This is a genomic window from Bradyrhizobium sp. KZN70725, assembly GCF_055264925.1.
Genome location: NZ_JBUYWT010000036.1, coordinates 1 through 20537, shown reverse-complemented (window position 1 = coordinate 20537; position 20537 = coordinate 1). Strand labels below are relative to the sequence as shown.

Annotated in this window: 22 protein-coding genes; 10 read left to right on the top strand and 12 right to left on the bottom strand. The window is 64.6% G+C overall.

Translation table 11 applies throughout. The features are described 5' to 3' along the window. Positions 1-25: 25 nt before the first annotated feature. The 4 genes from ssuD to ACZBJS_RS28225 form a co-directional block, all read right to left on the bottom strand. Positions 26-1207, bottom strand: a complete 1182-nt coding sequence (gene ssuD / locus ACZBJS_RS28240) for an FMNH2-dependent alkanesulfonate monooxygenase (RefSeq protein ID WP_316397132.1) — start codon at positions 1205-1207, stop codon at positions 26-28. After that, entirely contained in the window at positions 1189-2142 is a 954-nt protein-coding gene (locus tag ACZBJS_RS28235; protein ID WP_316397131.1) for a sulfonate ABC transporter substrate-binding protein, read from the bottom strand. The genes ssuD and ACZBJS_RS28235 overlap by 19 nt, the downstream gene beginning before the upstream one ends. Before the next feature lie 41 nt (positions 2143-2183). Beyond that, complete coding sequence (locus ACZBJS_RS28230) at positions 2184-3134, bottom strand: sulfonate ABC transporter substrate-binding protein (RefSeq protein WP_316397130.1); 951 nt, start codon at positions 3132-3134, stop codon at positions 2184-2186. Between the two features lie 216 nt (positions 3135-3350). Continuing rightward, positions 3351-4556 carry an LLM class flavin-dependent oxidoreductase gene (locus ACZBJS_RS28225; protein ID WP_316397129.1) on the bottom strand — a complete coding sequence of 402 codons (1206 nt, stop codon included), beginning with the start codon at positions 4554-4556 and terminating at the stop codon, positions 3351-3353. Positions 4557-4774: 218 nt separating this feature from the next. Here ACZBJS_RS28225 and ACZBJS_RS28220 point away from each other — a divergent pair, with 218 nt between their 5' ends. The 5 genes from ACZBJS_RS28220 to ACZBJS_RS28200 all read left to right on the top strand — a co-directional run bounded on the left by ACZBJS_RS28220 (position 4775) and on the right by ACZBJS_RS28200 (position 8371). Then, a complete protein-coding gene (locus tag ACZBJS_RS28220; RefSeq protein WP_316397128.1) occupies positions 4775-5884 on the top strand; it encodes an ATP-dependent DNA helicase in 1110 nt (369 codons plus the stop codon). Positions 5885-6250: 366 nt separating this feature from the next. Then, positions 6251-6967 (top strand): peptide-methionine (S)-S-oxide reductase MsrA, encoded by a 717-nt coding sequence (msrA, locus tag ACZBJS_RS28215; protein WP_316397127.1) that lies wholly within the window; start codon positions 6251-6253, stop codon positions 6965-6967. A gap of 114 nt (positions 6968-7081) precedes the next feature. Next, a complete protein-coding gene (gene msrB / locus ACZBJS_RS28210; RefSeq protein WP_057017314.1) occupies positions 7082-7495 on the top strand; it encodes a peptide-methionine (R)-S-oxide reductase MsrB in 414 nt (137 codons plus the stop codon). Positions 7496-7691: 196 nt separating this feature from the next. Next, the gene (locus ACZBJS_RS28205) at positions 7692-7856 is read left to right on the top strand and encodes a DUF3309 family protein (RefSeq protein ID WP_016844323.1); all 165 of its coding nucleotides are present in this window, start codon (positions 7692-7694) and stop codon (positions 7854-7856) included. 224 nt (positions 7857-8080) lie between these two features. After that, on the top strand, positions 8081-8371 hold the full coding sequence (locus ACZBJS_RS28200; protein ID WP_016844322.1) for a hypothetical protein: 291 nt from the start codon (positions 8081-8083) through the stop codon (positions 8369-8371). Positions 8372-8434: 63 nt separating this feature from the next. Here ACZBJS_RS28200 and ACZBJS_RS28195 read toward each other — a convergent pair whose 3' ends face one another. From ACZBJS_RS28195 to ACZBJS_RS28175, 5 genes are all read right to left on the bottom strand, one after another. Beyond that, complete coding sequence (locus tag ACZBJS_RS28195; RefSeq protein ID WP_316397126.1) at positions 8435-8995, bottom strand: DUF4112 domain-containing protein; 561 nt, start codon at positions 8993-8995, stop codon at positions 8435-8437. A gap of 93 nt (positions 8996-9088) precedes the next feature. Next, entirely contained in the window at positions 9089-9619 is a 531-nt protein-coding gene (locus tag ACZBJS_RS28190; protein WP_316397125.1) for a Crp/Fnr family transcriptional regulator, read from the bottom strand. A gap of 202 nt (positions 9620-9821) precedes the next feature. Beyond that, entirely contained in the window at positions 9822-10256 is a 435-nt protein-coding gene (locus ACZBJS_RS28185) for a DUF5413 family protein (protein WP_028343492.1), read from the bottom strand. A 197-nt stretch (positions 10257-10453) separates the two neighbouring features. Next, positions 10454-12004, bottom strand: coding sequence for a hypothetical protein (locus tag ACZBJS_RS28180; protein WP_316397124.1), 1551 nt, complete (start codon positions 12002-12004; stop codon positions 10454-10456). Between the two features lie 35 nt (positions 12005-12039). Continuing rightward, positions 12040-13332, bottom strand: coding sequence for an adenylosuccinate synthase (locus ACZBJS_RS28175; protein ID WP_076829982.1), 1293 nt, complete (start codon positions 13330-13332; stop codon positions 12040-12042). Positions 13333-13679: 347 nt separating this feature from the next. On the opposite strand from ACZBJS_RS28175, the gene ybaK reads away from it, so the two are divergent. Continuing rightward, positions 13680-14162 carry a Cys-tRNA(Pro) deacylase gene (gene ybaK, locus ACZBJS_RS28170; RefSeq protein WP_028333475.1) on the top strand — a complete coding sequence of 161 codons (483 nt, stop codon included), beginning with the start codon at positions 13680-13682 and terminating at the stop codon, positions 14160-14162. 69 nt (positions 14163-14231) lie between these two features. On the opposite strand, the gene ACZBJS_RS28165 is transcribed toward ybaK, so the two are convergent. From ACZBJS_RS28165 to ACZBJS_RS28155, 3 genes are read right to left on the bottom strand one after another with little or no spacing between them, the layout of a single operon-like run. Continuing rightward, on the bottom strand, positions 14232-14450 hold the full coding sequence (locus ACZBJS_RS28165) for a hypothetical protein (RefSeq protein ID WP_016842680.1): 219 nt from the start codon (positions 14448-14450) through the stop codon (positions 14232-14234). Positions 14451-14488: 38 nt separating this feature from the next. Beyond that, positions 14489-15853, bottom strand: coding sequence for a cytochrome P450 (locus ACZBJS_RS28160; RefSeq protein ID WP_253589087.1), 1365 nt, complete (start codon positions 15851-15853; stop codon positions 14489-14491). Then, positions 15813-16469 carry an acyl-homoserine-lactone synthase gene (locus ACZBJS_RS28155; RefSeq protein ID WP_316397123.1) on the bottom strand — a complete coding sequence of 219 codons (657 nt, stop codon included), beginning with the start codon at positions 16467-16469 and terminating at the stop codon, positions 15813-15815. Before ACZBJS_RS28155 ends, ACZBJS_RS28160 begins: the two co-directional genes overlap by 41 nt. Before the next feature lie 81 nt (positions 16470-16550). On the opposite strand from ACZBJS_RS28155, the gene ACZBJS_RS28150 reads away from it, so the two are divergent. From ACZBJS_RS28150 to ACZBJS_RS28135, 4 genes are all read left to right on the top strand, one after another. Beyond that, the gene (locus ACZBJS_RS28150) at positions 16551-17324 is read left to right on the top strand and encodes a helix-turn-helix transcriptional regulator (protein WP_016842683.1); all 774 of its coding nucleotides are present in this window, start codon (positions 16551-16553) and stop codon (positions 17322-17324) included. Positions 17325-17726: 402 nt separating this feature from the next. Then, positions 17727-18113, top strand: coding sequence for a hypothetical protein (locus ACZBJS_RS28145; protein WP_229192868.1), 387 nt, complete (start codon positions 17727-17729; stop codon positions 18111-18113). A gap of 218 nt (positions 18114-18331) precedes the next feature. Then, positions 18332-19261, top strand: a complete 930-nt coding sequence (locus ACZBJS_RS28140) for a DMT family transporter (RefSeq protein WP_057015611.1) — start codon at positions 18332-18334, stop codon at positions 19259-19261. A 257-nt stretch (positions 19262-19518) separates the two neighbouring features. Beyond that, positions 19519-20328 carry an MlaD family protein gene (locus ACZBJS_RS28135; RefSeq protein ID WP_316397122.1) on the top strand — a complete coding sequence of 270 codons (810 nt, stop codon included), beginning with the start codon at positions 19519-19521 and terminating at the stop codon, positions 20326-20328. Positions 20329-20537 lie beyond the last annotated feature (209 nt).

The window sequence follows — 20537 nt, the reverse complement described above, 5'->3', positions numbered from 1 at the left end:
CGGCGCGGGAGACTGTCGATGAGACTCATGATTGCGATGCCTGCTTCTGCGGACGGTAGTCGTTGCCGATAGTCTCGCCGAACGGCCCGGTGTTGACGCGGATCGGCGTCACGTTGCCGCCCTGCGCCAGCGACAACAGCGGGAACACCAATTCGGCGAAGCGATAGGCTTCCTCGAGATGCGGGTAGCCCGACATGATGAAGGTATCGACGCCGATCTCCTGATACTCCTTGACCCGCGCGGCGACGGTCTCGGGATCGCCGACCAGCGCGGTGCCGGCCCCGCCGCGCACCAGGCCGACGCCGGCCCACAGGTTCGGGCTGATCTCGAGCTGGTCGCGGCGGCCGCCATGGAGCTGCGCCATGCGCTGCTGGCCGACCGAATCCATCCGCGCAAAGATCTTTTGCGCGGCGGCCACCGTGTCGTCGGTGACGTACTGGATCAGCTCGTCGGCGGCGCGCCACGCCTCCGCGTTGGTCTCGCGCACGATCACATGCAGGCGGATGCCGAACGAGAGCTTGCGGCCGCGCTGCGCCGCCACCGCCTTCACCTTGGCGATCTTCTCGGCGACCTGCGCCGGCGGCTCGCCCCAGGTCAGATATTTGTCGACGGTGTCGACCGCGACGTCGATGCCGGCATCCGAGGAGCCGCCGAAATACAGCGGCGGCCGCGGCGACTGCACCGGATTGAACAGCAGGCGGCCGTCCTCGATCCTTATGTGCTTGCCTTCGACATTGACGGTCTTGCCCGCCAGCAGATCGCTGTAGACGTTGAGGAACTCGCGGGTCACCGCGTAGCGTTCGTCATGATCGAGGAAAATGCCGTCGCCCTTGTTCTCGATCGGATCGCCGCCGGTGACGACGTTGATCAGAAGGCGGCCGTTCGACAGCCGGTCCAGCGTCGCGGTCATCCGTGCGGCGACGCTCGGCGACTGCAGGCCGGGCCTCACCGCCACGAGATAGCGCAGGCGTTCGGTCCAGGGCGCGACGGCCGAGGCCACCACCCAGGAATCCTCGCAGCTCCGCCCGGTCGGCAGCAGCACGCCGTAATAGCCGAGCTGATCGGCGGCCTGCGCGATCTGGCGCAGATAATTGAAGTTCACCTCGCGGCCGCCGATCGACGTGCCGAGATAGCGGCTGTCGCCGTGGGTCGGCAGGAACCAGAGGATGTTGGCGTTGGTTGGGTTGCTCACGTGCCCGGCCTCCATGCGACGTCGGAAATCTTGATTTGTTTCGGGATCAGGCCGAGCGCGAAGAACGTGTCGGCGACCTGCTGCTGGTCCGCGACCACTGCATCGGTGACCGGCTTGATGCCGTAGGCCTGCCGCTTCAACGCGACCTCGACCACCGGCACCGACAGGCCGATGCTCGGCGCCAGCTGCTCGGCAACGGCGTGGATATCGCCCTTGGCCCAGTCATCGACCTCGCTCAGCTGCGCCAGCACGAGCTCGACGATCTTCGGATCGGCCTGCAGGAATTTCTTCGAGGCGAAGTAGAACTGATAGTTCGCAACGATGCCGGTGCCGTCGGCGACGGTGCGGGCGCCGGTCGCAGCCTCCGCCGCGGCCTGGAACGGATCCCAGATCACCCAGGCATCGACGGCGCCGCGCTCGAACGCCGCGCGCGCATCGGCCGGCGCCAGGAACACCGGCTCGATCTCGGAATATTTGACGCCGGCCTTCTCCAGCGCCTTCACCAGCAGATAGTGGACGTTGGAGCCCTTGTTCAGCGCGACCTTCTTGCCCTTCAGGTCAGCGACCGACTTGATCGCGCTGTCCTTCGGCACCAGGATCGCCTCGCCCTTCGGCGCCGGCGGCTCATAGGCGACATACTGGATCGGCGCGCCGGCGGCCTGCGCGAAGATCGGCGGCGCCTCGCCGGTGTTGCCGAAATCGATCGCGCCGACATTGAGCGCCTCGAGCAGCGGCGGCCCGGACGGAAACTCGGTCCACACCACCTTGGTGCCGACCGCCTTCAGCTTTTCCTCGAGCGAGCCCTTGCTCTTGAGCAGCACCAGCTTGCCATATTTCTGGTAACCGATGCGGACCACCTTCTCCTGGCCGTAGGAGGCGCTGACGGTTGCGGCGACGATGCTGAGCGACAGCACCGCGCGGGCGATCCAGCGTCGAAATAAACGCATCATGGGACTATCCTCTGCATTGGAAATGACCAAACGCGCGCCGATCAGGTCTGGGGATTGCGCCAGACGATGTCGCGGATCGCGATCTGCTTCGGGATCAGGCCGAGCTTGAAAAAGCGGTCGGCGACGCCCTGCTGGGTCGCGATGATGTCGTCGGTCACGGGTCCGACCGAGAAGCCCGCCCGCTTCGCCGCGATGGTCTGGATATCGAGCGGCACGCCGGTGACGGCGGCCAGCGATTTGGCGACCTCGTCGGGATGCGCCTGCGCCCATGCCGCGCTCGACGTCGTGACATCGACGATCTGCTGCAGGATCGCGCCGCGATTGCGGGCGAAGTCGCGGTTGGCGATGTAGAACGAGTTGGTCTTGGTGATGTCGCGCGTCTTGACCAGGATGCGGCCGTTCTGCTTGGTCTCGGCGATCGCGAAATACGGATCCCAGATCGCCCAGACATCGATGCCGCCATTGGCGAAGGCCGGACCGGCGTCCGGCGGCGTCAGATAGACCGGCGTGATGTCGTCATAGGTGAGCCCGGCCTTCTCCAGCGTCTGGATCACGACATTATGCGCGCTCGATCCCTTGGTGAAGCCGACGCGCTTGCCCTTGAGATCGGCAATTGACGCGATCGCCGAATTCTGCGGCACCAGGATGCCGGAGCCGTTGATGATGGGCTGCGCCGCGGCATAGACGATGGCCGCGCCGGCGGCCTGCGCGAAGATCGGCGGGGAATCGCCCACCGCGCCGTAATCGACGCTGCCGACATTCATCGCTTCCATCATCGGCGGGCCCGAGGAGAACTCGATCCATTTCACGCCGATGCCCTGCGGCTTGAAATGATTTTCCAAGGCCTCGCGCTGGCGCGTGATAACGAGCACGCCGTTCTTCTGGTAGCCGATACGAATTTCCTTCGCGTCCGCCTGCGCCTTCGCACCGCGTGACAGCGCAGCGGCGGCGGCTGTGACGAGCGACAGCTGGAGGAACTCACGACGCTTCATTCCAAACTCTCCTGACGATCAAGCGCGCTATCGCGCTGCACGATCATGCGATGTCAGGATGATGGGGCGCGCGAATGAAGCTGTCGAGCACCGCACAAAAATAGCGATGCCCGCACTTCGGTGCAGGCATCGCGCGTGCCGTTTCTTTTAAAGCTCCGAGCGCGTGTAGCGAATTATTTTCTTCACGCGATCGCGAGGCGGCTGCGCATTAATTGATCAGCCCGCAGCTGCTGCCTTCGAGCCGACATTGACCGCGAGTTTACCATAGCGGTCCGTGAACGCCTGGGTGTCGATCTCCTCGAGCTTAATCGAGCCATCGAGCACGCCCTTCTTCCAGGCATCGTGCTCGGGATCGTGCTGGAACTCCGGCATCACTTCTTTCGCGAACAGCTCGAGCGACTCGCAGATGTGCTCATGGGTGTTCTTGCCGGCCTGGTTGAGCAGGATCACCTGATCGATATGCGAGGCGCGGAAGCGCCGCAGCTTCTTGCGCAAGGTCTCCGGCGAGCCGATCAGGCCGCCGCGCAGCGCAGCCTCCTGCGCCTCCGGCTTGTCGCGCTTCCACTTGTTATACTCGTTCCACATGTTGACGGTGCCGGGCGCCGGCCGCTGCCGGTTCTGGGCCTGGCCGTAATAGCGCAGCGCGAACTGGAAGAAGGTTGCGCCGTCGGCGCGCCGGCGCGCTTCCTCGTCGGTCTTCGCGCACATGAAGAACGAGACCAGCGCCATGTTCGGATTGATCTCGTAGTCGGCGAGCTTCTTCAGCCGCTTGGTGATCGCGTTGTAATAGGCGTGCACCCAGGCATGCGCCGCCTCGGCGCTGACGAACTGAAAGCCGAGCGCGCCAAACCCGTTCTGCCCGGCGCGTTCGATGGTCGGCAATTGCGAGCATGCCATCCAGAGCGGCGGATGCGGCTTCTGCACCGGCTTCGGCACGACATTGCGCAGCGGGATATCGAAATACTTGCCGTGATGCTCGGTGCCGACCTTGCTGAACATCGGGAAGATCGCTTGCACGGCTTCCTCGAACACCTCGCGCTTGGTCTCCATGTCGCGGCCGAACGGCGTCAGCTCGGTGATCGAGGCGCTCTCGCCCATGCCGAACTCGCAGCGGCCGTTGCTCAAGAGATCGAGCACCGCGACCCGCTCGGCGACGCGGGCCGGATGATTGGTGGTGAGCTGGAAGATGCCGTGGCCGAGCCGGATGTTTTTGGTGCGCTGGCTCGCGGCGGCAAGGAAGGATTCCGGCGCCGGCGAGTGCGAATATTCCTCGAGGAAGTGGTGCTCCACGACCCAGGCGTAGTCGTAAGCGAGCCGGTCGGCGGTTTCCAATTGCGTCAGCGCGTTCTGGTAGAGCCTGAGCTCGTCGCCGTCGTTCCAGGGGCGCGGCAGTTGCAGCTCGTAAAAGATGCCGAATTTCATGGAGTCACTCCCAAGGTCGCTTCTTTGACCAGTTATCGTGGTCTCGACCGCTTGTTGTTTTGGGGCAGTCTAGTGGCGCTCCGGATCAAGTCTAGCCTCGGGGGCGAAACCCCAATTCCGCGCAGCGGGAGACGGCTTGATCGGAACGCATGAATGTTTAGCTTGTGCTGGCCTGAGTCGCGGCGCTATCGGTCGCGCGCTCACTCTTCCGAAAGCCCATGACCATCTTCACGCCGCATCAGGACACTGCGCTGAAAGCCGTCGCCGACTGGCTGAAGGCCAAGCCCGGCCAGAACGGCACGCCGCCGGTGTTCCGCCTGTTCGGCTATGCCGGAACCGGCAAGACCACGCTCGCCCGCCACATCGCCGAAGGCGTCGACGGCGAGGTGAAGTTCGCGGCCTTCACCGGCAAGGCGGCGCTCGTCATGCGCAACAAGGGCTGCGACAGCGCCTCGACGATCCATTCCCTGATCTACCGCGCCCGCGAGTCCGGCGTCGAGCAGCCGAGCTTCGAGCTCTGGGACGACGCGCCGGCATCAAAGGCCAAGTTGATCGTGATCGACGAGTGCTCGATGGTCGATGCCGAGCTCGGCCGCGATCTGATGTCGTTCGACTGCCCGCTGCTGGTGCTCGGCGATCCCGCGCAATTGCCGCCGATCCAGGGCGGCGGCTTCTTCACCGATGCCGAGCCCGACGCGATGCTGACCGAGGTGCACCGCCAGGCGCAGGACGATCCGATCGTGCGGATGTCGATGGATATCCGCGAGGGTCGCGAGCTCGAGATCGGCCGCCATGGCGAGAGCGAGGTGGTGTCACGCAAGGAGCTCGATCCGGACCGCGTGATGAGCGCCGACCAGGTGCTGGTCGGCCGCAACAACACCCGCCGCGCCTACAACATGCGGGTGCGGCAGCGGCAGAACATCGAGGATCCGCTGCCGGTCGCCGGCGACAAGCTGGTCTGCCTGCGCAACAACCGCAAGAAGGGCCTGTTCAACGGCGGCCTGTGGCGGGTCAAGGCGCGCGCGCAGTCCAAATCCAGGATCATCACCATGCGCGTGATGCCGGACGAGGATTTCGGCTACAAGGTCACCAAGGTCTCGGTGCGCGGCGAGTGCTTCGACGGCGGCGTCGAAGGCGTGCCGTGGGAGCAGCGCAAGCCCTATGACGAGTTCGACTACGGCTACGTGCTGACCGTGCACAAGTCGCAGGGCTCGCAATGGGACGACGTCGTGCTGTTCGACGAGAGCTTTGCCTTCCAGGACTCGCGCGCGCGGTGGCTCTACACGGGGATCACGCGGGCGGCGAAGCGGCTGAGCGTGGTGGTGTGACGTGCCGCGCACTTGTAGACCCGTCATCCTGAGAGACCGTGAATGTATGACTCTCGATGACGCAACATACCCGATGTCGTCCCGGCGAAAGCCGGGACCCATAACCACCGAAGGTCATTGTTGCACGACGCTGGGGCCACAGCCTTCTAACAATTCAATCCTGTGGTTATGGTCCCGGCTTTCGCCGGGACGACGGGAGGAGAGATTGCGCTATATCCCCAGCATTTCCCTCACGAAACCGTGTGGCCGGCGCCGTAACAAAACGCCTCCTCGCCCGTATTTTGAAGTGTCGGAGCCACCCGGCCTGATTGGCCAATGCCGGCTCCCGCTCTAGACTGGCCCCACTTGCGACCCCACGAGGAACCCATGCCCAAAAGCTCCCTCAGCCGCCTCTCGCTGTGCGCCGCCGCGATCGGCGCGCTGGCCGTCACAGCTTTTGCCGTTGCGCCCTCGCTTGCCGCTGAGGACGCCGTGATCATCCCGGCGCCGGCCGCGAGCGCGCCGGAATCCGGCATCAAGACCGCAGTGCTGGCCGGCGGCTGCTTCTGGGGTGTGCAGGGCGTATTCCAGCACACCGCCGGCATCGTCAGCGCGGTGTCCGGCTACTCCGGCGGCAGCAAGGCAAGCGCCGATTACGAGAAGGTCTCGACCGGCACCACCGGCCATGCGGAATCGGTCGAGATCAAGTACGACCCGCAGAAGATCTCCTACGGCAAGATCCTGCAGATCTTCTTTTCCGTCGTGCACGACCCGACCCAGCTGAACCGGCAGGGCCCCGATTCCGGCACGCAATATCGCTCGGCGATCTTCACCACCAGCGACGAGCAGAAGAAGGTGGCGGACGCCTATATCGCCCAGCTCAACGCCGCCAAGGTCTACAAGAAGCCGATCGTCACGAAGGTCGGCGCGCTCGAGGCTTTCTATCCGGCGGAGGGCTACCACCAGGACTATCTGACGCTGCACCCGAACCAACCCTATATTGCCTATAACGACATCCCGAAGGTCGAGAACCTGAAGAAGATCTTCGCGGAGAACTACATCGAGAAGCCGACGCTGGTGGGCAGCACCAAGGTCACCAACTGAGGCGACGCTTCCCGTCATTGCGAGCGAAGCGAAGCAATCCATGCCGCGGCAAGCGGAAAGATGGATTGCTTCGTCGCTTCCCTCCTCGCAATGACAACCAACAAGGGAGTTTCCATGTCCGATACCAAGACCGACGGCAAGGTCCGCAAGAGTGAGGCCGAGTGGCGCAAGGAATTGACGCCGATGCAGTACGCCGTGCTGCGCGAGAAAGCGACCGAGCGGCCCTTCACCGGCGAATACGAGCATGATCCCCGCAAGGGCACCTATGTCTGCGCCGGCTGCGGGCAGACGCTGTTCGAATCCGACCAGAAGTTCGATTCCGGCTGCGGCTGGCCGAGCTTCTCCAAGCCCGCGGTCGAGAGCCATGTCGACGAGGAGCGCGACATGAGCCACGGCATGATCCGCACCGAGGTGCTGTGCTCGAAATGCGACGGCCATCTCGGCCACGTCTTCAACGACGGCCCCGGCCCGACCGGCCTGCGCTACTGCATCAACTCGGCGGCGCTGAAGCTCGACGAGAAGAAGTAACGGCGCCCACCACGCCGCGCCCCACGCGACCAGCAGGCCAGTCGCGTGGGGCTTTGTTTTGGCTCCGGCGCCCGGCAACATCCTCGTGATCGGCTGACGGCCTTAACGACTCGCAGGCCGGAATGTGCTTTGCTCGGTGTTCGCGGGGCCGTAGGCGTCTCGCCGTGCGGCTGCCGCCTGTTCTGAGGAGGGCGCCATGTCGCTTGGACTGATCCTCATCATCCTTTTGCTGATTATCCTGCTGGGCGGCTATAGCGGCCGAATTCGCGGCTATGGCTATGGCCTCGGCCACTCCGGAATGGGCCTTTTCGGGGTGATTTTGATCGTGGTCGCGATCCTAGCCTGGCTCGACAAGATTTGAGAGCCATAAGTTATTGAAACAAAATGACTTATCTGGCTGGTGCCGGTGCTATGCGCGGATTCAGCATGTGCCCTGTCAGGGGCTCTTCTGGGGTCGCATTTTTGTCAAAGAGGCCTATATTAGGGGTCGAAATGACATGTACGGCGCGCCGCCGATAATAGGCCGCCGTCCCCCAAAATCCCTTTCGCAACGCCAACTGAAAAGAACACAAGAGGTCGTCGACCATGCGTCCCCTGCGTCCGTTCAACTATAACACATCCGCCGAACTGTTCCCCGCCGCGATCCGCAAGAAGAAGCGGGCGGGTTTCGCCTACCGCCGTTTCGGCACCGCTGCCGAGGCCGTGCAGTTCGCGATGGAGCAGCTGCCGGCGGACTCGCTGAACGGCGCCTATCTCCAGGTCGAGGAAGCCCGTTTCGACCAGAACGGCATCCGCTCGCTCTATGAGAGCGAGGCTTTTCCGCTGCCGCGTCGTCCGCGCCCGGCCGCCAGCCAGACCGACGCTGACGCCGCATAAGCTTTCTGCTCTTCGCTCAACGAAAAGCCCTCGGATCGTTCCGGGGGCTTTTGTTTTTGAGGGTCACAATCTCGGCTGCTTGTCGAGCCAGCGCCGCAGCATCCGCACATTGCGGATATTGGCGCGGAACATGACGTCGAAGGCATCGCCCGCCACCGGCACCATGCCGATCACGCCGTCGACGGCGACGTTGGCGAGCATCCGCGCGGTGATGTGCCAGGGCGCGCCCAGCAACCGGGCCTCGCGCACCAGCCATAGCGAGATCGCGGTGGTGATGATATCGCCGACCACCGGGATCAGGCCGATCAGCCCGTCGATGCCGTAGCGCACTTTGGTGCCCGGCACGATGAACGCGACGTCGAGCAGCCTTGCGATCATCTCCAGCCGCGCGAGCCGCTCCTCGCGCGTCAGATTGCCGAACGGATTGGCGGTGGAGTTGCGGAAGTCGAACTGGAAGCCTTCCTGAAAGGCTCCCTGAAAACCTTGGAACTGCGGATGCAGCGGGCCATCGGCGAGTTCGCGCCCGTCCTGGTCGATGACCTTACCGCGCGCCTGCGCGCCGCCAAAGGGTGGCCGCGATCGCGCGGCGTGGGGCGTGAAGATGTCGTCCTCGGTCATGGCCATCACATGGTAACGCAGGCAGGCGGTTCAAGTTGCGTCACATTACCACTGTGTCACCTTCAAGGCCTGTTACTTCGAGGCTCCGCCATGCTCGCTTCAGTAGACGCCCTTGTTCATGGTTCTGAGCCGCTGCGCCAGCGTCCGCATGACCTTCAGGGCAAAATGCGGCGTCTGGCTCACGAGGAAGAGAAACTGCTTTTCCGAGACCGGGACGAGCTCGACATCCGTGAGCGCCGTGGCGGTCGCGCTCCTTGGCTCATTGTCGATCAACGCCATCTCGCCAAAGATCGTGTCGGGCGCCAGATCCGCCATCGTCTTGTTGCCGACCTGAATGCGCACATAGCCGCTCTTGATCACGAAGAGCTCGTTGGCCTGCTCGCCCTCGCGAAAAATAATGCCGCCGGCTCGGACCAGGCGCGTTTCGATACTGTTGCCCGTCAGAAGGCTGAAGCTTGCATCTGCCACTCGAAATTCCTTTCCCCGAATCCGGACGCAGATCGGTACGTCCCGGTCGTCTGCAGCGACGGCTGAAATAAATGCGCGAACACAGAATAGAGCACGCCCGGGATCGGCATCGCCGCTGCCCCGGACGGCCGCGGGTCGCGAGGACGAACGCGGACATGACATTGGGACTACGTTTGCATGACGATGATGTGACAGTTGTGTGAAGGTAGCCGGACGCGCGCTGATACGATTACTGCAAGGGGCGATCTATTCCGCGCCGGGCGTTGAGCGCGGCCCTTGTCCGATCGCGACGTGCTCATTTCGCGGTTGGGTCAGAAGTCGCCGAACGCGACTTCTGCTTTTCCCTTGGTACTGAGCACCTGCCCTAATGCTGGGAAGCCGGCTGCGCCGGCGCGTGCAGCTCTTCGGCATATTTGTGCGCCAGCCAGGACGTGATCACGCCCGGGATGAAGCCGACCATTCCGTACAGGATGAACTGCACCGCGCCGCTTTCGGAGCCGTGCGAGGCGTAGGTCAACGCCGCGCCGACGAACGCCACCGCACCAACGAGCAGCATCCGCACCACCGGCGCGATCCGCCTCACATGCATCAGGATGTCGTCGATCGCACCGAACATCAGCGACGGCACGATGCCGAACAGATAATTGTATTGCAGCGACTTCACGAACACGACGAGCAGCTTGGTCACCTCGCCGCCACTGGTCTCGGTCCAGTAGCCGGACTGATAGGTGGTCATGAGCAGCAGCAGGAAGCCGCCGATGAACGGCCCGATGGCTGCGAAGATCAGATAGCGTTTCATGGCGTGCCCTTGCCCGACGTCAACCAAGTGTAACGCGGTCGCGCGACGGTTCTAGGGAAAAATCGAAAGTCGCGGCGATGTTCCGGAGCTCTGCACGTCGATGCGCTGCAACAGCCGCTGATCTTGCTGCGATACGGAATCGCCCGGACGAAGCCGGGCGACGACATTGCTGGCGACCGGGGCGAGAGCTAAGGCCGCTACTCACCCCACGCCGCGAACGCCTCGTTGAAGGCTCGCTCGCCGGGGGCGCCCTTCTCGATCGCGATGATGGCGCGGCGCTGGTTGGTGTAGACCAGCGGCACGTCGAACCACGAGCGCTCCTTCAGGAGCTGCAGATTGCGCGAGCGGTCGGCGTCGACATTGGAGAGGCCGACCAGGAAGAAGCCGTCGGTGACCTTGACGGCGAGCCCTGCCAGCGGCGTGCCGCGCGCCTGCTCGTTCGACTTCATCAGGATGCCCGGCACGTTGCCGACGCCGCCATTGGCGAAGTCCTGCGGCAGGATGAAGGTCAATTCCGCGGTATGGCTCGCCGGCAGCGATGAATCGGTGTTGCGGCGGAACGACATCGTCATCTTGAACTTGCGATCGGGGATGTCGATGTCGGCCCGCACGGCGATGTCGGGCTTCTGGTTGCCCGATCCCTTGACCTGCTCGGTGCGCCAGACCACCGAACCGACATACTGCTTGCCCTTCGGATCCGACGGATCCTCGTCATACAGCACCACGCGCTGCGCCACCGGGGCGACCGTCTCGCCCGACGACGAGGGCTGGCCGACGCGGTCGGTGATCTTCTTGCTCGCAGGCGTCGACGCGGCATCCTTCGGCGCCTCGACCGGGGCCGAGGATTTGAACAGGCTGCTGACGAGGGTCATGGCCTGCTGCCGGAACAGGATGCCGGTGCCGACCAGGATCAGCAGGATGCCGATCACGATCGCGGTCTTGAACGGGAACATCGAGCCGACGCGCGGCGGCTTCTTCGGCTCGCGCTCGCCGTTGCCGGCCCGCGACCGCTGCGGCGGCGGACCTTGCGGCGGCTGCGGGGTGTAGCGCTCGGCCTCCTCGATCGACTCGTCGTAGGAATACGGCGCCTCGGGATCGCCGCCGCGATTCTCAAGGCTCGGCTCGAGCCGATCGAATTCCGGCGAGGGCGACGGCACGTTGGCGTAGGTCTTGCGCGCGTTGCGGCTGGCTTGCGCCGCGGCACGGCCGAGATCGTCAGCATCGGCGGTGATGTCGCGGAAGCCGCGCACGCCCGGCGCGGCCGGCGGCACCGGCGGCGGCGCGCCTTCCGGACCGCGGCGGGGCGGGCCCGGCCGGACCGGCGGCGCCTGGGTCTCGGGCGGGACCGGCGGGTTTTGCGGCCGCGGCGGGGCCGGCGGCGGCGCGTCGGGGCGCAGATTGCGCGGCGGACGGGGTTCGGCCGGGGGCCGCGGGCGCGCGGCAGTGTCGGCGGGACCGGGCTCGGGCGGCCGGGCATTGGCGCGGCTGCCGCGGACAGCGGCAGCGCCGCCGGGGCGGGAGGCCTCGCGGGCGCGCTGCGCGGCCTCGGACTCGACCTTGCGAACCGCCTCTTCCAGCGACAGCCGTTCGCGGGTGATCTCGGACTCGGAGAGCGGCGGCTGCACGCCGCGGAGCTGCTGGATCAACGCCGTTCGCGCCCGCGCATACAGCGCACGGCGGGCTTCGCCGGGGGCGTTGGGGTCCAATCCGGCGATGGCACGGGCGATCAGCGGGTAGTAGTCAGCCATTTCCACACAATTGGAGGGATATAGGTAATATCCCGTTAAGCCTCGAACGGATTCTGTACCAGAATAGTATCTTCACGTTCCGGGCTAGTGGACAGCAGGGCGATCGGACACCCCACCAATTCCTCGACCCGGCGAACGTACTTGATGGCCTGGGCCGGCAGATCCGCCCAGGACCGCGCATTGGCCGTCGGCTGCTTCCAGCCCTCGATGATCTCATAGATCGGCTCGACCCGGGCCTGCGCGCCCTCACCCGCCGGCAGATGGTCGATTTCCTTGCCGTCGAGCTTGTAGCCGATGCAGACCTTGATGCTGTCGAACCCGTCGAGAATATCGAGCTTGGTCAGCGCCAGCCCGGCAATTCCGCAGGTGCGGACAGTCTGTCGCACCAGCATGGCATCGAACCAGCCGACCCGGCGCTTGCGCCCGGTATTGACGCCGAATTCCTTGCCGCGACGGCCGATTTCCTCGCCGATCTCGTCGTTCAGCTCGGTCGGGAACGGACCCTGGCCGACCCGGGTGGTGTAGGCCTTGCAGATGCCCAGCACATAGCCGACCGCGCCCGGGCCGAGGCCGGTGCCGGTCGCGGCCTGCGCCGCCACCGTGTTGGACGACGTCACATAGGGATAGGTGCCGTGGTCGACGTCGAGCAGCGCGCCCTGCGCGCCCTCGAACAGGATGCGCTTGCCCTCGCGGCGCTTGAGGTCCAGCAGCCGCCACACCGTCTCGGCATAGGGCAATAGCTTCGGCGCCATCGCTGACAGCTCGCTCAGGATGCTCTTGCCGTCGATCTCCGCGAGGTTGAGGCCGCGGCGCAGCGCATTATGATGCGCCAGCAGGCGTTCGATCTTGTGCGGCAGGGTGTCGAGGTCGGCGAGGTCCATCAGGCGGATGGCGCGGCGGCCGACCTTGTCCTCATAGGCCGGGCCGATGCCGCGGCGGGTCGTGCCGATCGAGGTGATGGCGTTGGACGATTCGCGCAAGGCGTCGAGCTCGCGATGCAGCGGCAGGATCAGCGTGACGTTCTCGGCGATCCGCAGATTGTCCGGTCCGACCGCCACGCCCTGCCCCTTCAGCTTGGCGACCTCGTCGAGGAAGGCCTGCGGATCGAACACCACGCCATTGCCGATCACCGCGAGCTTGTTCGCCCGCAGCACGCCGGAGGGCAGCAGCGCCAGCTTGTAGGTCTCGCCATTGATCACGAGCGTATGGCCGGCATTGTGGCCGCCCTGGAAGCGCACGACGATGTCGGCCTGTTCCGACAGCCAGTCGACGATCTTGCCCTTCCCTTCGTCACCCCATTGGGCGCCGACGACGACAACATTGGCCATTGCGAAGATGTTCCCTTCAGGTGTTTCAGACCATGATCGCGGCGAAAACGCGTCCGCCCACAGCGACCTGCATTGATATGCCCAGCCTAAATCGCGGCGCCCGGCCGCGCGCACGCAAGGCGCCTACCGGATAAAGGAAGCGGCTCGGCTGCGCAAGCAAGAAGGGGCTCGTTTACGCCTTTTAGACGACCTACAACCCTTTGATATCCCCATTAAATTCCATGCTGCGCCCGGCCGCGCCGGGCTGGCGGGAATTTAATGTTACGGCAACGTGACGCCGGACCTGCTGTGGATTGATCGCAGCTCCTATTACGGCGATCATTCACCTAGATTAACCGGCAGGGTCCATGCCCAATTCCACCCAAGCGACGATGGCGCTGCGCAAGCTCGGCATTGCCTTCAAGCTTCACACCTATGTCTACGATTCCAGCGCCGAGAGCATCGGGCTGCAGGCGGCCGAGGCGCTCGGCGTCGACCCGAATCGCATGCTCAAGACGCTGATGGCGGAGGTCGACGGCAAACCGGTCTGCGCCGTGGTGCCGTCCGACTGCGAGGTCAGCATGAAGAAACTTGCCGCCGCCCTCGGCGGCAAGTCGGCCAGGATGATGCGCCCGGCCGATGCCGAGCGGCTGACCGGCTATCATGTCGGCGGCATCAGCCCGTTCGGCCAGAAGAAGAAGGTGCCGACCGCGATCGACGAGACCGCCCTCACCCACGTCACGGTCTTCGTCAATGGCGGCCAGCGCGGCCTGCAGATCGAGATCGATCCGAACGATGCCGCGCTTGCCGCCGGCGCCACGATGAAGGCGCTGGTGGCGACGCAAGACTGATCCTGCGCAAGACTGATCCTGCGCAAGACGAATCCTGCGCGAGACTGATCCGAAGACCGGTCGCCGCGATCAATGCGAGGATTTGTCCCTCATGAACTCCGCGCCGACGAAGTCGGACAGGCCGGATAATTCCTCCGCCGTAATATCGTTGACGTTGAGCCTCAGCTGCATGATCGCGAGGTCGAGCAGATGCGCGGCGAAGCTTGCGCCGGCCGCCCTCACGATGCTGCGCTGCTCGATCAAGACAGCGATGACGTCGCGCAAACTGCGCACTTGCACTTGATCCATGGCCCTTTGCCCGGCGCTGGCCGTTGTTAGCTGAGTCGTCATTGGGATACCGATTGTAGTGTGCTGATGGACGCCGCACCCACGGTTGGGATGTACGGCAGATGCTCGGCTTCGTCGCCGAGATGCGGGATGCGCGGGCGCATCTCGCGGATTTCGATGTCGATGGTCATCGGCGGGGGAATCAGCGTCACCGAGGCTTTCGGCCACGGCGCCGGATTCGGGCTGACGCCGGTGAAGCGATAGGCCGCGGCGATCTCGAGCGCGAGCAGTTGCAGCTCGAGCATCGCAACCCCCATCCCGGCGCAGGCGCGCGGACCGGCGCCGAACGGGATGTAGGCGTCGGTGTTGTAGCGCCGCGTCAGCAGGAAGCGGTCCGGATCCTCGAAATGCCTGCCATCGCGCTGCAGCTGCCAGGGGCAGATCAACAGCGAGGTGCCGACCTTGAGGTCGCGCCCGCCGATCGTCACCGGCTGCATCACCTCGCGCGAGAACCACCAGGCGCTGGGGTAGAGCCGGCAGACCTCCTTGACCAGCGTCGCGCTCAGATTGGCGCGCTTCACCGCGTCGAGCCGCAGTTCGCCGTCGTCGCCGAGGCACTCCGCCGCCTCGTCGGCAATCTCGTCCATCAGGGCGGGATCGGCGGCCATCTGGTAGAACATCCACGCCGCGGTCGAACCCGTGGTGTGATGGCCGGCCAGCAGCAATGTCAGGATCTCGTCCTCGAGATCGCGATCGGTCAGGCCGAGCGCCTCGAGATCGCGCAGCGCGCTGCTCGAGCCGGCCTTGCGGCGCAGGCGCTGCACCACCGTCGACATCGCAAGCTTGGCGCAGATCCGGTTCTTGCGCCGCCGATACCAGGCCACCGGACCGAACGGCAACGCGCGGAACATCTCTTCCGCAAGATCGTCCTCGATCGCGCCCACCGCCTGAACCAGGGCTTCCTCGTCGCCGGACGACATCACCTGGGAGCCGAAGATCGCGACGCAGATCGTCCGCAGCGCCAGCATCGCGGTGACATGGTGCGGATCGAACGATCCGAGCCGCGCCAGGCTGGCGCCGACCGCGCGGATCTCGGCGCACATATGCGGCAGGAATTTCTCGACGCTGCCCTTGGCCATGTGCTTCTGCAGCACCGCTCGGCGCCGCTTGTGCTCCTCGCCGCTCAGCATCAGCGAGCTGCGGCCGAGCACCGGCGTCAGCTTCTTGATCAGCTTGCCCTTTCCGATGTCGGTCTCCGGCGCCTTGAGGATCGGGCGCAGCAGATCGGGATCGTTCACCAGGAACACCGGCGCAGGACCGAGCTGCAACGGCACCAGCCCCAGCGCGGACTCGTTGCCGCGCGTCAGCAGCAGACGCAGCGGATCACGCTGGAATGCTCGAACGTCCGAGAACATGTGAAGCATCGTGGATCTCCAATTGCCGTCCAAGGTCGAGGAATTTGGTCAGGCCGGGATTGGCGGCGAGACCGAGCGGGATTTCTCCGGCGAGCGCCGTCAGCGGGCGCCCCATGCGATCATTGCCGATCACCTGCGGCGGGCCGTAGCGGCGGGTGCGGATGTCCATGCGGGTGAGAAAACGCTCATAGGAGAGGTCGGCCAACGCGACGAGCGCCTTCGCTCCGCGCAGCTCGGCGAAGCGGAACATCAGCGCGTAGTTCACGCGTGCGGCCTGCGACCTCGCAACGTTCGGCAGCACGCCGAAACGGCTGATCTCCCAGGCGTCGCGGCTGGTCGGAAAGCGACGCAGCGCAAGCTGCGGGAAGACCGACTTGGTGAGATAGGGATAATCGGTGCGGATAGCCCGGAAGCCGCCGACGAGCTCGACGCCGGAGAACAACAGGCAGTGCTCGGTATACCAGCAGTCGAACTGATCGCGTTCGATATCCCCGACCGTGGTCAGAAGCCAGCCGCAATGGTCGACGAACAGGCGCTTGCGCAGCCGCAACATCGCCCCGACATGCGCCGGATCAAGCTCTTCCCTGGTAATGAGGGCGTGGTAGCCGTCCAATGAATGAAGCATTTGTCCCTTCCTCCAAATGCGGGAACATCTGGAACGAAAGGGGTTAACTGTGGTACCCCCTAAAACCGGGGGTTTTCGTCAATGGGCCTGGTAGACGCGATTTCGACCATCGAGGCGTCGGATACCATCGACGAGCTCAGCTCGTCATTGCATCGCGTTGTCCAGAATTACGGCTTCTCGGGCTTTGCCTTTGTCGATGCCGGCCGGCCCGACCTTGATCTGCCCTATCATATCGGCACATTTCCCGATGCCTGGAAGCGGGCGTATGTGCAGAACGAGTTCGTTCATGCCGATCCGGCGCTGGCGCGGTCACGACGTACCAACACGCCGTTCAGCTGGAGCAGCCTGAAGCTGCCGGAGCGAAGCGGACGCAAGCGACCGCCCGAGGTCAAGACGATGGATGCCGCCCGGGAGTTCGGATTCAAGGACGGCTTCGTCGTTCCCTTCCACTATCGCGACCGGCTCGGCGCGGTGCATTCGAGCTCGACGGTGTTCTTCTGGGAGGACGAGCCGCGCGACTTCGACAAGCTGTTCGTCTGCCATCGCCACGAACTGCATCTGTTGATGATCTACTGGGTGCAGCGGGCGATGGACATCGTCAACCGCGACCAGCGCAACGCGCCGACCATCCTCAAGCCCGCGGACGCCGCCGAAACCATCAAGCTCACCGGGCGGGAGAAGGAAGTGATCGCCTGGGCGGCGCGCGGCAAGACCGTGGCCGACACCGCGCAGATCCTCGGCATTTCGCCGGAGACGGTGGAAGGCTTCATCAAGCAGGCGCTGCGCAAGCTCGAGGCATCCAACAAGACCCATGGGGTGGCCAAGAGCATCGCGCTCGGAATCATCGATTTGTGAGCGGCGCCGCGCAGCCATGGCGGGGCTGCCGCCATGCCGACCGCATCGCCCTGCCAGGACCAGACACCGCGATATGTGGCGCGGTCACACATCCGGTTGGGTTCATCTTCCCGATCGCCCCCTGATTGCATTCGCGCACGGTCTTGATAATAAGGGCCGTGGCCGGATGACGCTGATGCGAGCATCCCAGACCAGGGTGCGCACTCGGGTGCCCGTCCGGCGCGACTGCCCGGCCGGCGTCGAGGCGCCGATCATCCTGCACGTTGCCCGGTACGGCAGGACCCGTTGTCCAGCCGATGATCCGTAGAAGTCCCATCGCGACGAACCGCCGGTTCATTTGCTACCAACTTTTGTAGCGGAAATGCTGTCCACGGACCTAGCTGGAGATGGTCTGAACGCATCATGAGCACATCACAGGACGACCAAATCGACCAATTGGTGCAGGCGCGCTGGCGCGCAATCGGGCTGTCACAGGCGGATCTCGCCGAGATCCTGTGCGCAGGGGCCTCCCTGCAAAAGAACGGCGTCGACGGCACGGTGAAGATCGATACCGGTCGCCTGGCGACGGTCGCCGAGATGCTCGGAATCGCCGCCGACATCCTCAATCGCCGGCCGGTCACGGCAGCGCCGGCGCAGGCCGGCCAGACAGCGGAATCGCTGCAGTCCCTGCTCGAACTGCGCATGCTGCGGGTGTTTCGCGACGTGCAGGACCCCGACACCAAGCGGATCCTGATCGAGCTCGCCGAGCAGATCGTCAAGCGCCAAACCAGGCCGCCGGAGACCGGCTAGGACCAAATGTTCGATCCCCTGCGCGACCGGCGCGGGGCTGGCCCGGCCAGGCGCCGCCATGCTGCCTTGGTGAAGGGGTCTTCGCGCATGGTCGCGATGCGTCTATCCCCATTGATGGAATGACGAAATCCGTGTCTGTGATCCGAGCCGGGGAGATCCATACCGGCCCGGCGGTGCCAGCCGGGCAGGCCGCGGCGTCGTGAACCCGGGCCCTCTTCATGTCTGCCTCCGATTCCACCACATCAACGCCTGCGGCCGGCTCCTGGATCGCCAACCAGCCCTATCTGCTGCTCTGCATCACCGCGACATGCTGGGCCGGCAATGCGATCGTCGGCCGCCTCGCCGCCGGCCACATTCCGCCGGTGACGCTGTCGTTCCTGCGCTGGTCGGCGGCATTCCTGATCATCCTGCCGTTTGCCTGGAAGCACCTCGTCCGCGACTGGCCGGTGATCCGCAACAATCTCGGCATCATGGTGCTGATGTCGATCACCGGCATCAGCGCCTTCAACACGCTGCAATACTGGGCGCTCGAGCACACCCAGGCGCTCAACACGCTGCTGCTGCAATCCGCGGCACCGCTGGTGGTCGCGCTGTGGTCGCTGATCCTGCTCGGCGCGCGGCTGACGCTGGCGCAATTGTTCGGCGTGCTGCTGTCGCTCGCCGGCGTGCTGGTGATCCTGCTGCACGGTGATCTCACGACGCTGTCGAAGATCGAGTTCAACAAGGGCGATCTGATCTTCATCGTCGCATTGGTGATCTTCGCGCTGTATTCGGTGCTGACCCTGAAGCGGCCCAAGATCCACGGCCTGTCGGTCGCCGCCTTCACCTTCGGCTGCGGCGCGCTGGTCCTGATCCCGCTCTACATCTGGGAACTCGGCACGCGTCCGGTGATGCAGCTTACGATCAACAACCTGCTGTCGCTGTTCTATGTCGCGGTGTTCCCCTCGACACTGGCCTATCTGTGCTTCAACCGCGGTGTGCAGCTGATCGGCGCCAACCGGGCCGCACCGTTCTTCCACATGGTTCCGGTGTTCGGCACCATCATGTCGATCGTGTTCATCGGCGAGCATCCGCAGGCCTTCCACTTCATCGGCTTCGCGCTGGTGCTGGCCGGCGTCTTCGCGGCATCGCGGAAGCAGAGCGCGTAATTCTCCTCTCCCTCTCCCCGTTCTTACGGGGAGAGGGTTGGGGTGAGGGGCTCGCTCCGCGAAGACGGCGAGAGACGAATGCGCGGAGACTCCCCTCACCCGGACCGCATTCCGCTGCGCTGCATGCGATCCGACCTCTAAGAGCGAGCTTCGCTCGTCTCGACCCCGCAAGCGGGGCGAGGTAAGGAAAGCCCGCGGTGACTATCGGCGGCAAATCCGCTATCTCCTAGGGTCTGCTTCGCAGACGGGTTTTACGCATGGCGCGCGCCAGCAATCTCTTGATCGGCACCCTAACGCTGGCCCTGATCGCCGGCTCGCTCGGCGGCTGGCTGGGCTATCAGCGCTATGCCGGCATCAAGCGGATGGTGCCGTTCCGCGTCATCTTCGAGGGCTCGGCCTCCGGCCTGCGCCGTGGCGCCAGCGTCAACTTCGCCGGCGTGCGGATCGGCGAGGTGGTCTCGATCAGGCTCGACCGGCACCGCGTGGTGGCGATGACGCGGATCGAAGGCAACGCCCCGATCAAGAAGGACACCCAGGCCGGCCTCGAATTCCAGGGCCTGACCGGGATCGCCTCGATCTCCTTCACCGGCGGCACCGACGATGCGCCGCCGCCGACGCTCGGCGCCGACGGCATTCCCGAGCTGACGGCCGACGCCGAAGGCACGATGGGGATTCAGGAGAAGCTGCGGGTCGCGCTGCGCAATGTCGACCGCGTCATCAGCGAGAACGAGGCCGACATCAAGGACTCGCTGCTCGGGCTCGAGAACTTCACCAATTCGCTGTCCGGCAATGGTGAGCTGATCGCCGGCTTCATCGACGCCGCCGACGATGGCATCAGCGCGGTCGACGCCAAGATGAACTCGGCCGACAAGTTCCTGAAAAGCTTCGGCAGCGACAAATATGGCGGCGAATTGCTGCCGACCGTGATCTCGCTGCGCGAGCTGATCCAGAGCTTCGACAAGAAATCCACCGCCATGATCGCCGAGACCCGCAAGACGCTCAGCGACGTCAGCCAGTCCGTCAACAAGTTCAACGAGAAATTTGTCGGGCCCGCCGGCAGGCGCTAGATCATGATGCGTTTCCAATGGAATCGCATCATGATCTCATCTCTTTGTTTGAGCATGATCTTTTCGGAAAACCGGTATCCACTTTTCCGGATCATGCTCTAGAGCCTGTCTTCAGTTGAGGGATTCCCAAATCAGGGGATAAGTGATTCATGGGTGGTCGGCTTTTGGAGGGGCCGGCCGATGCGACGCTATGCATTGCGCGACGACCA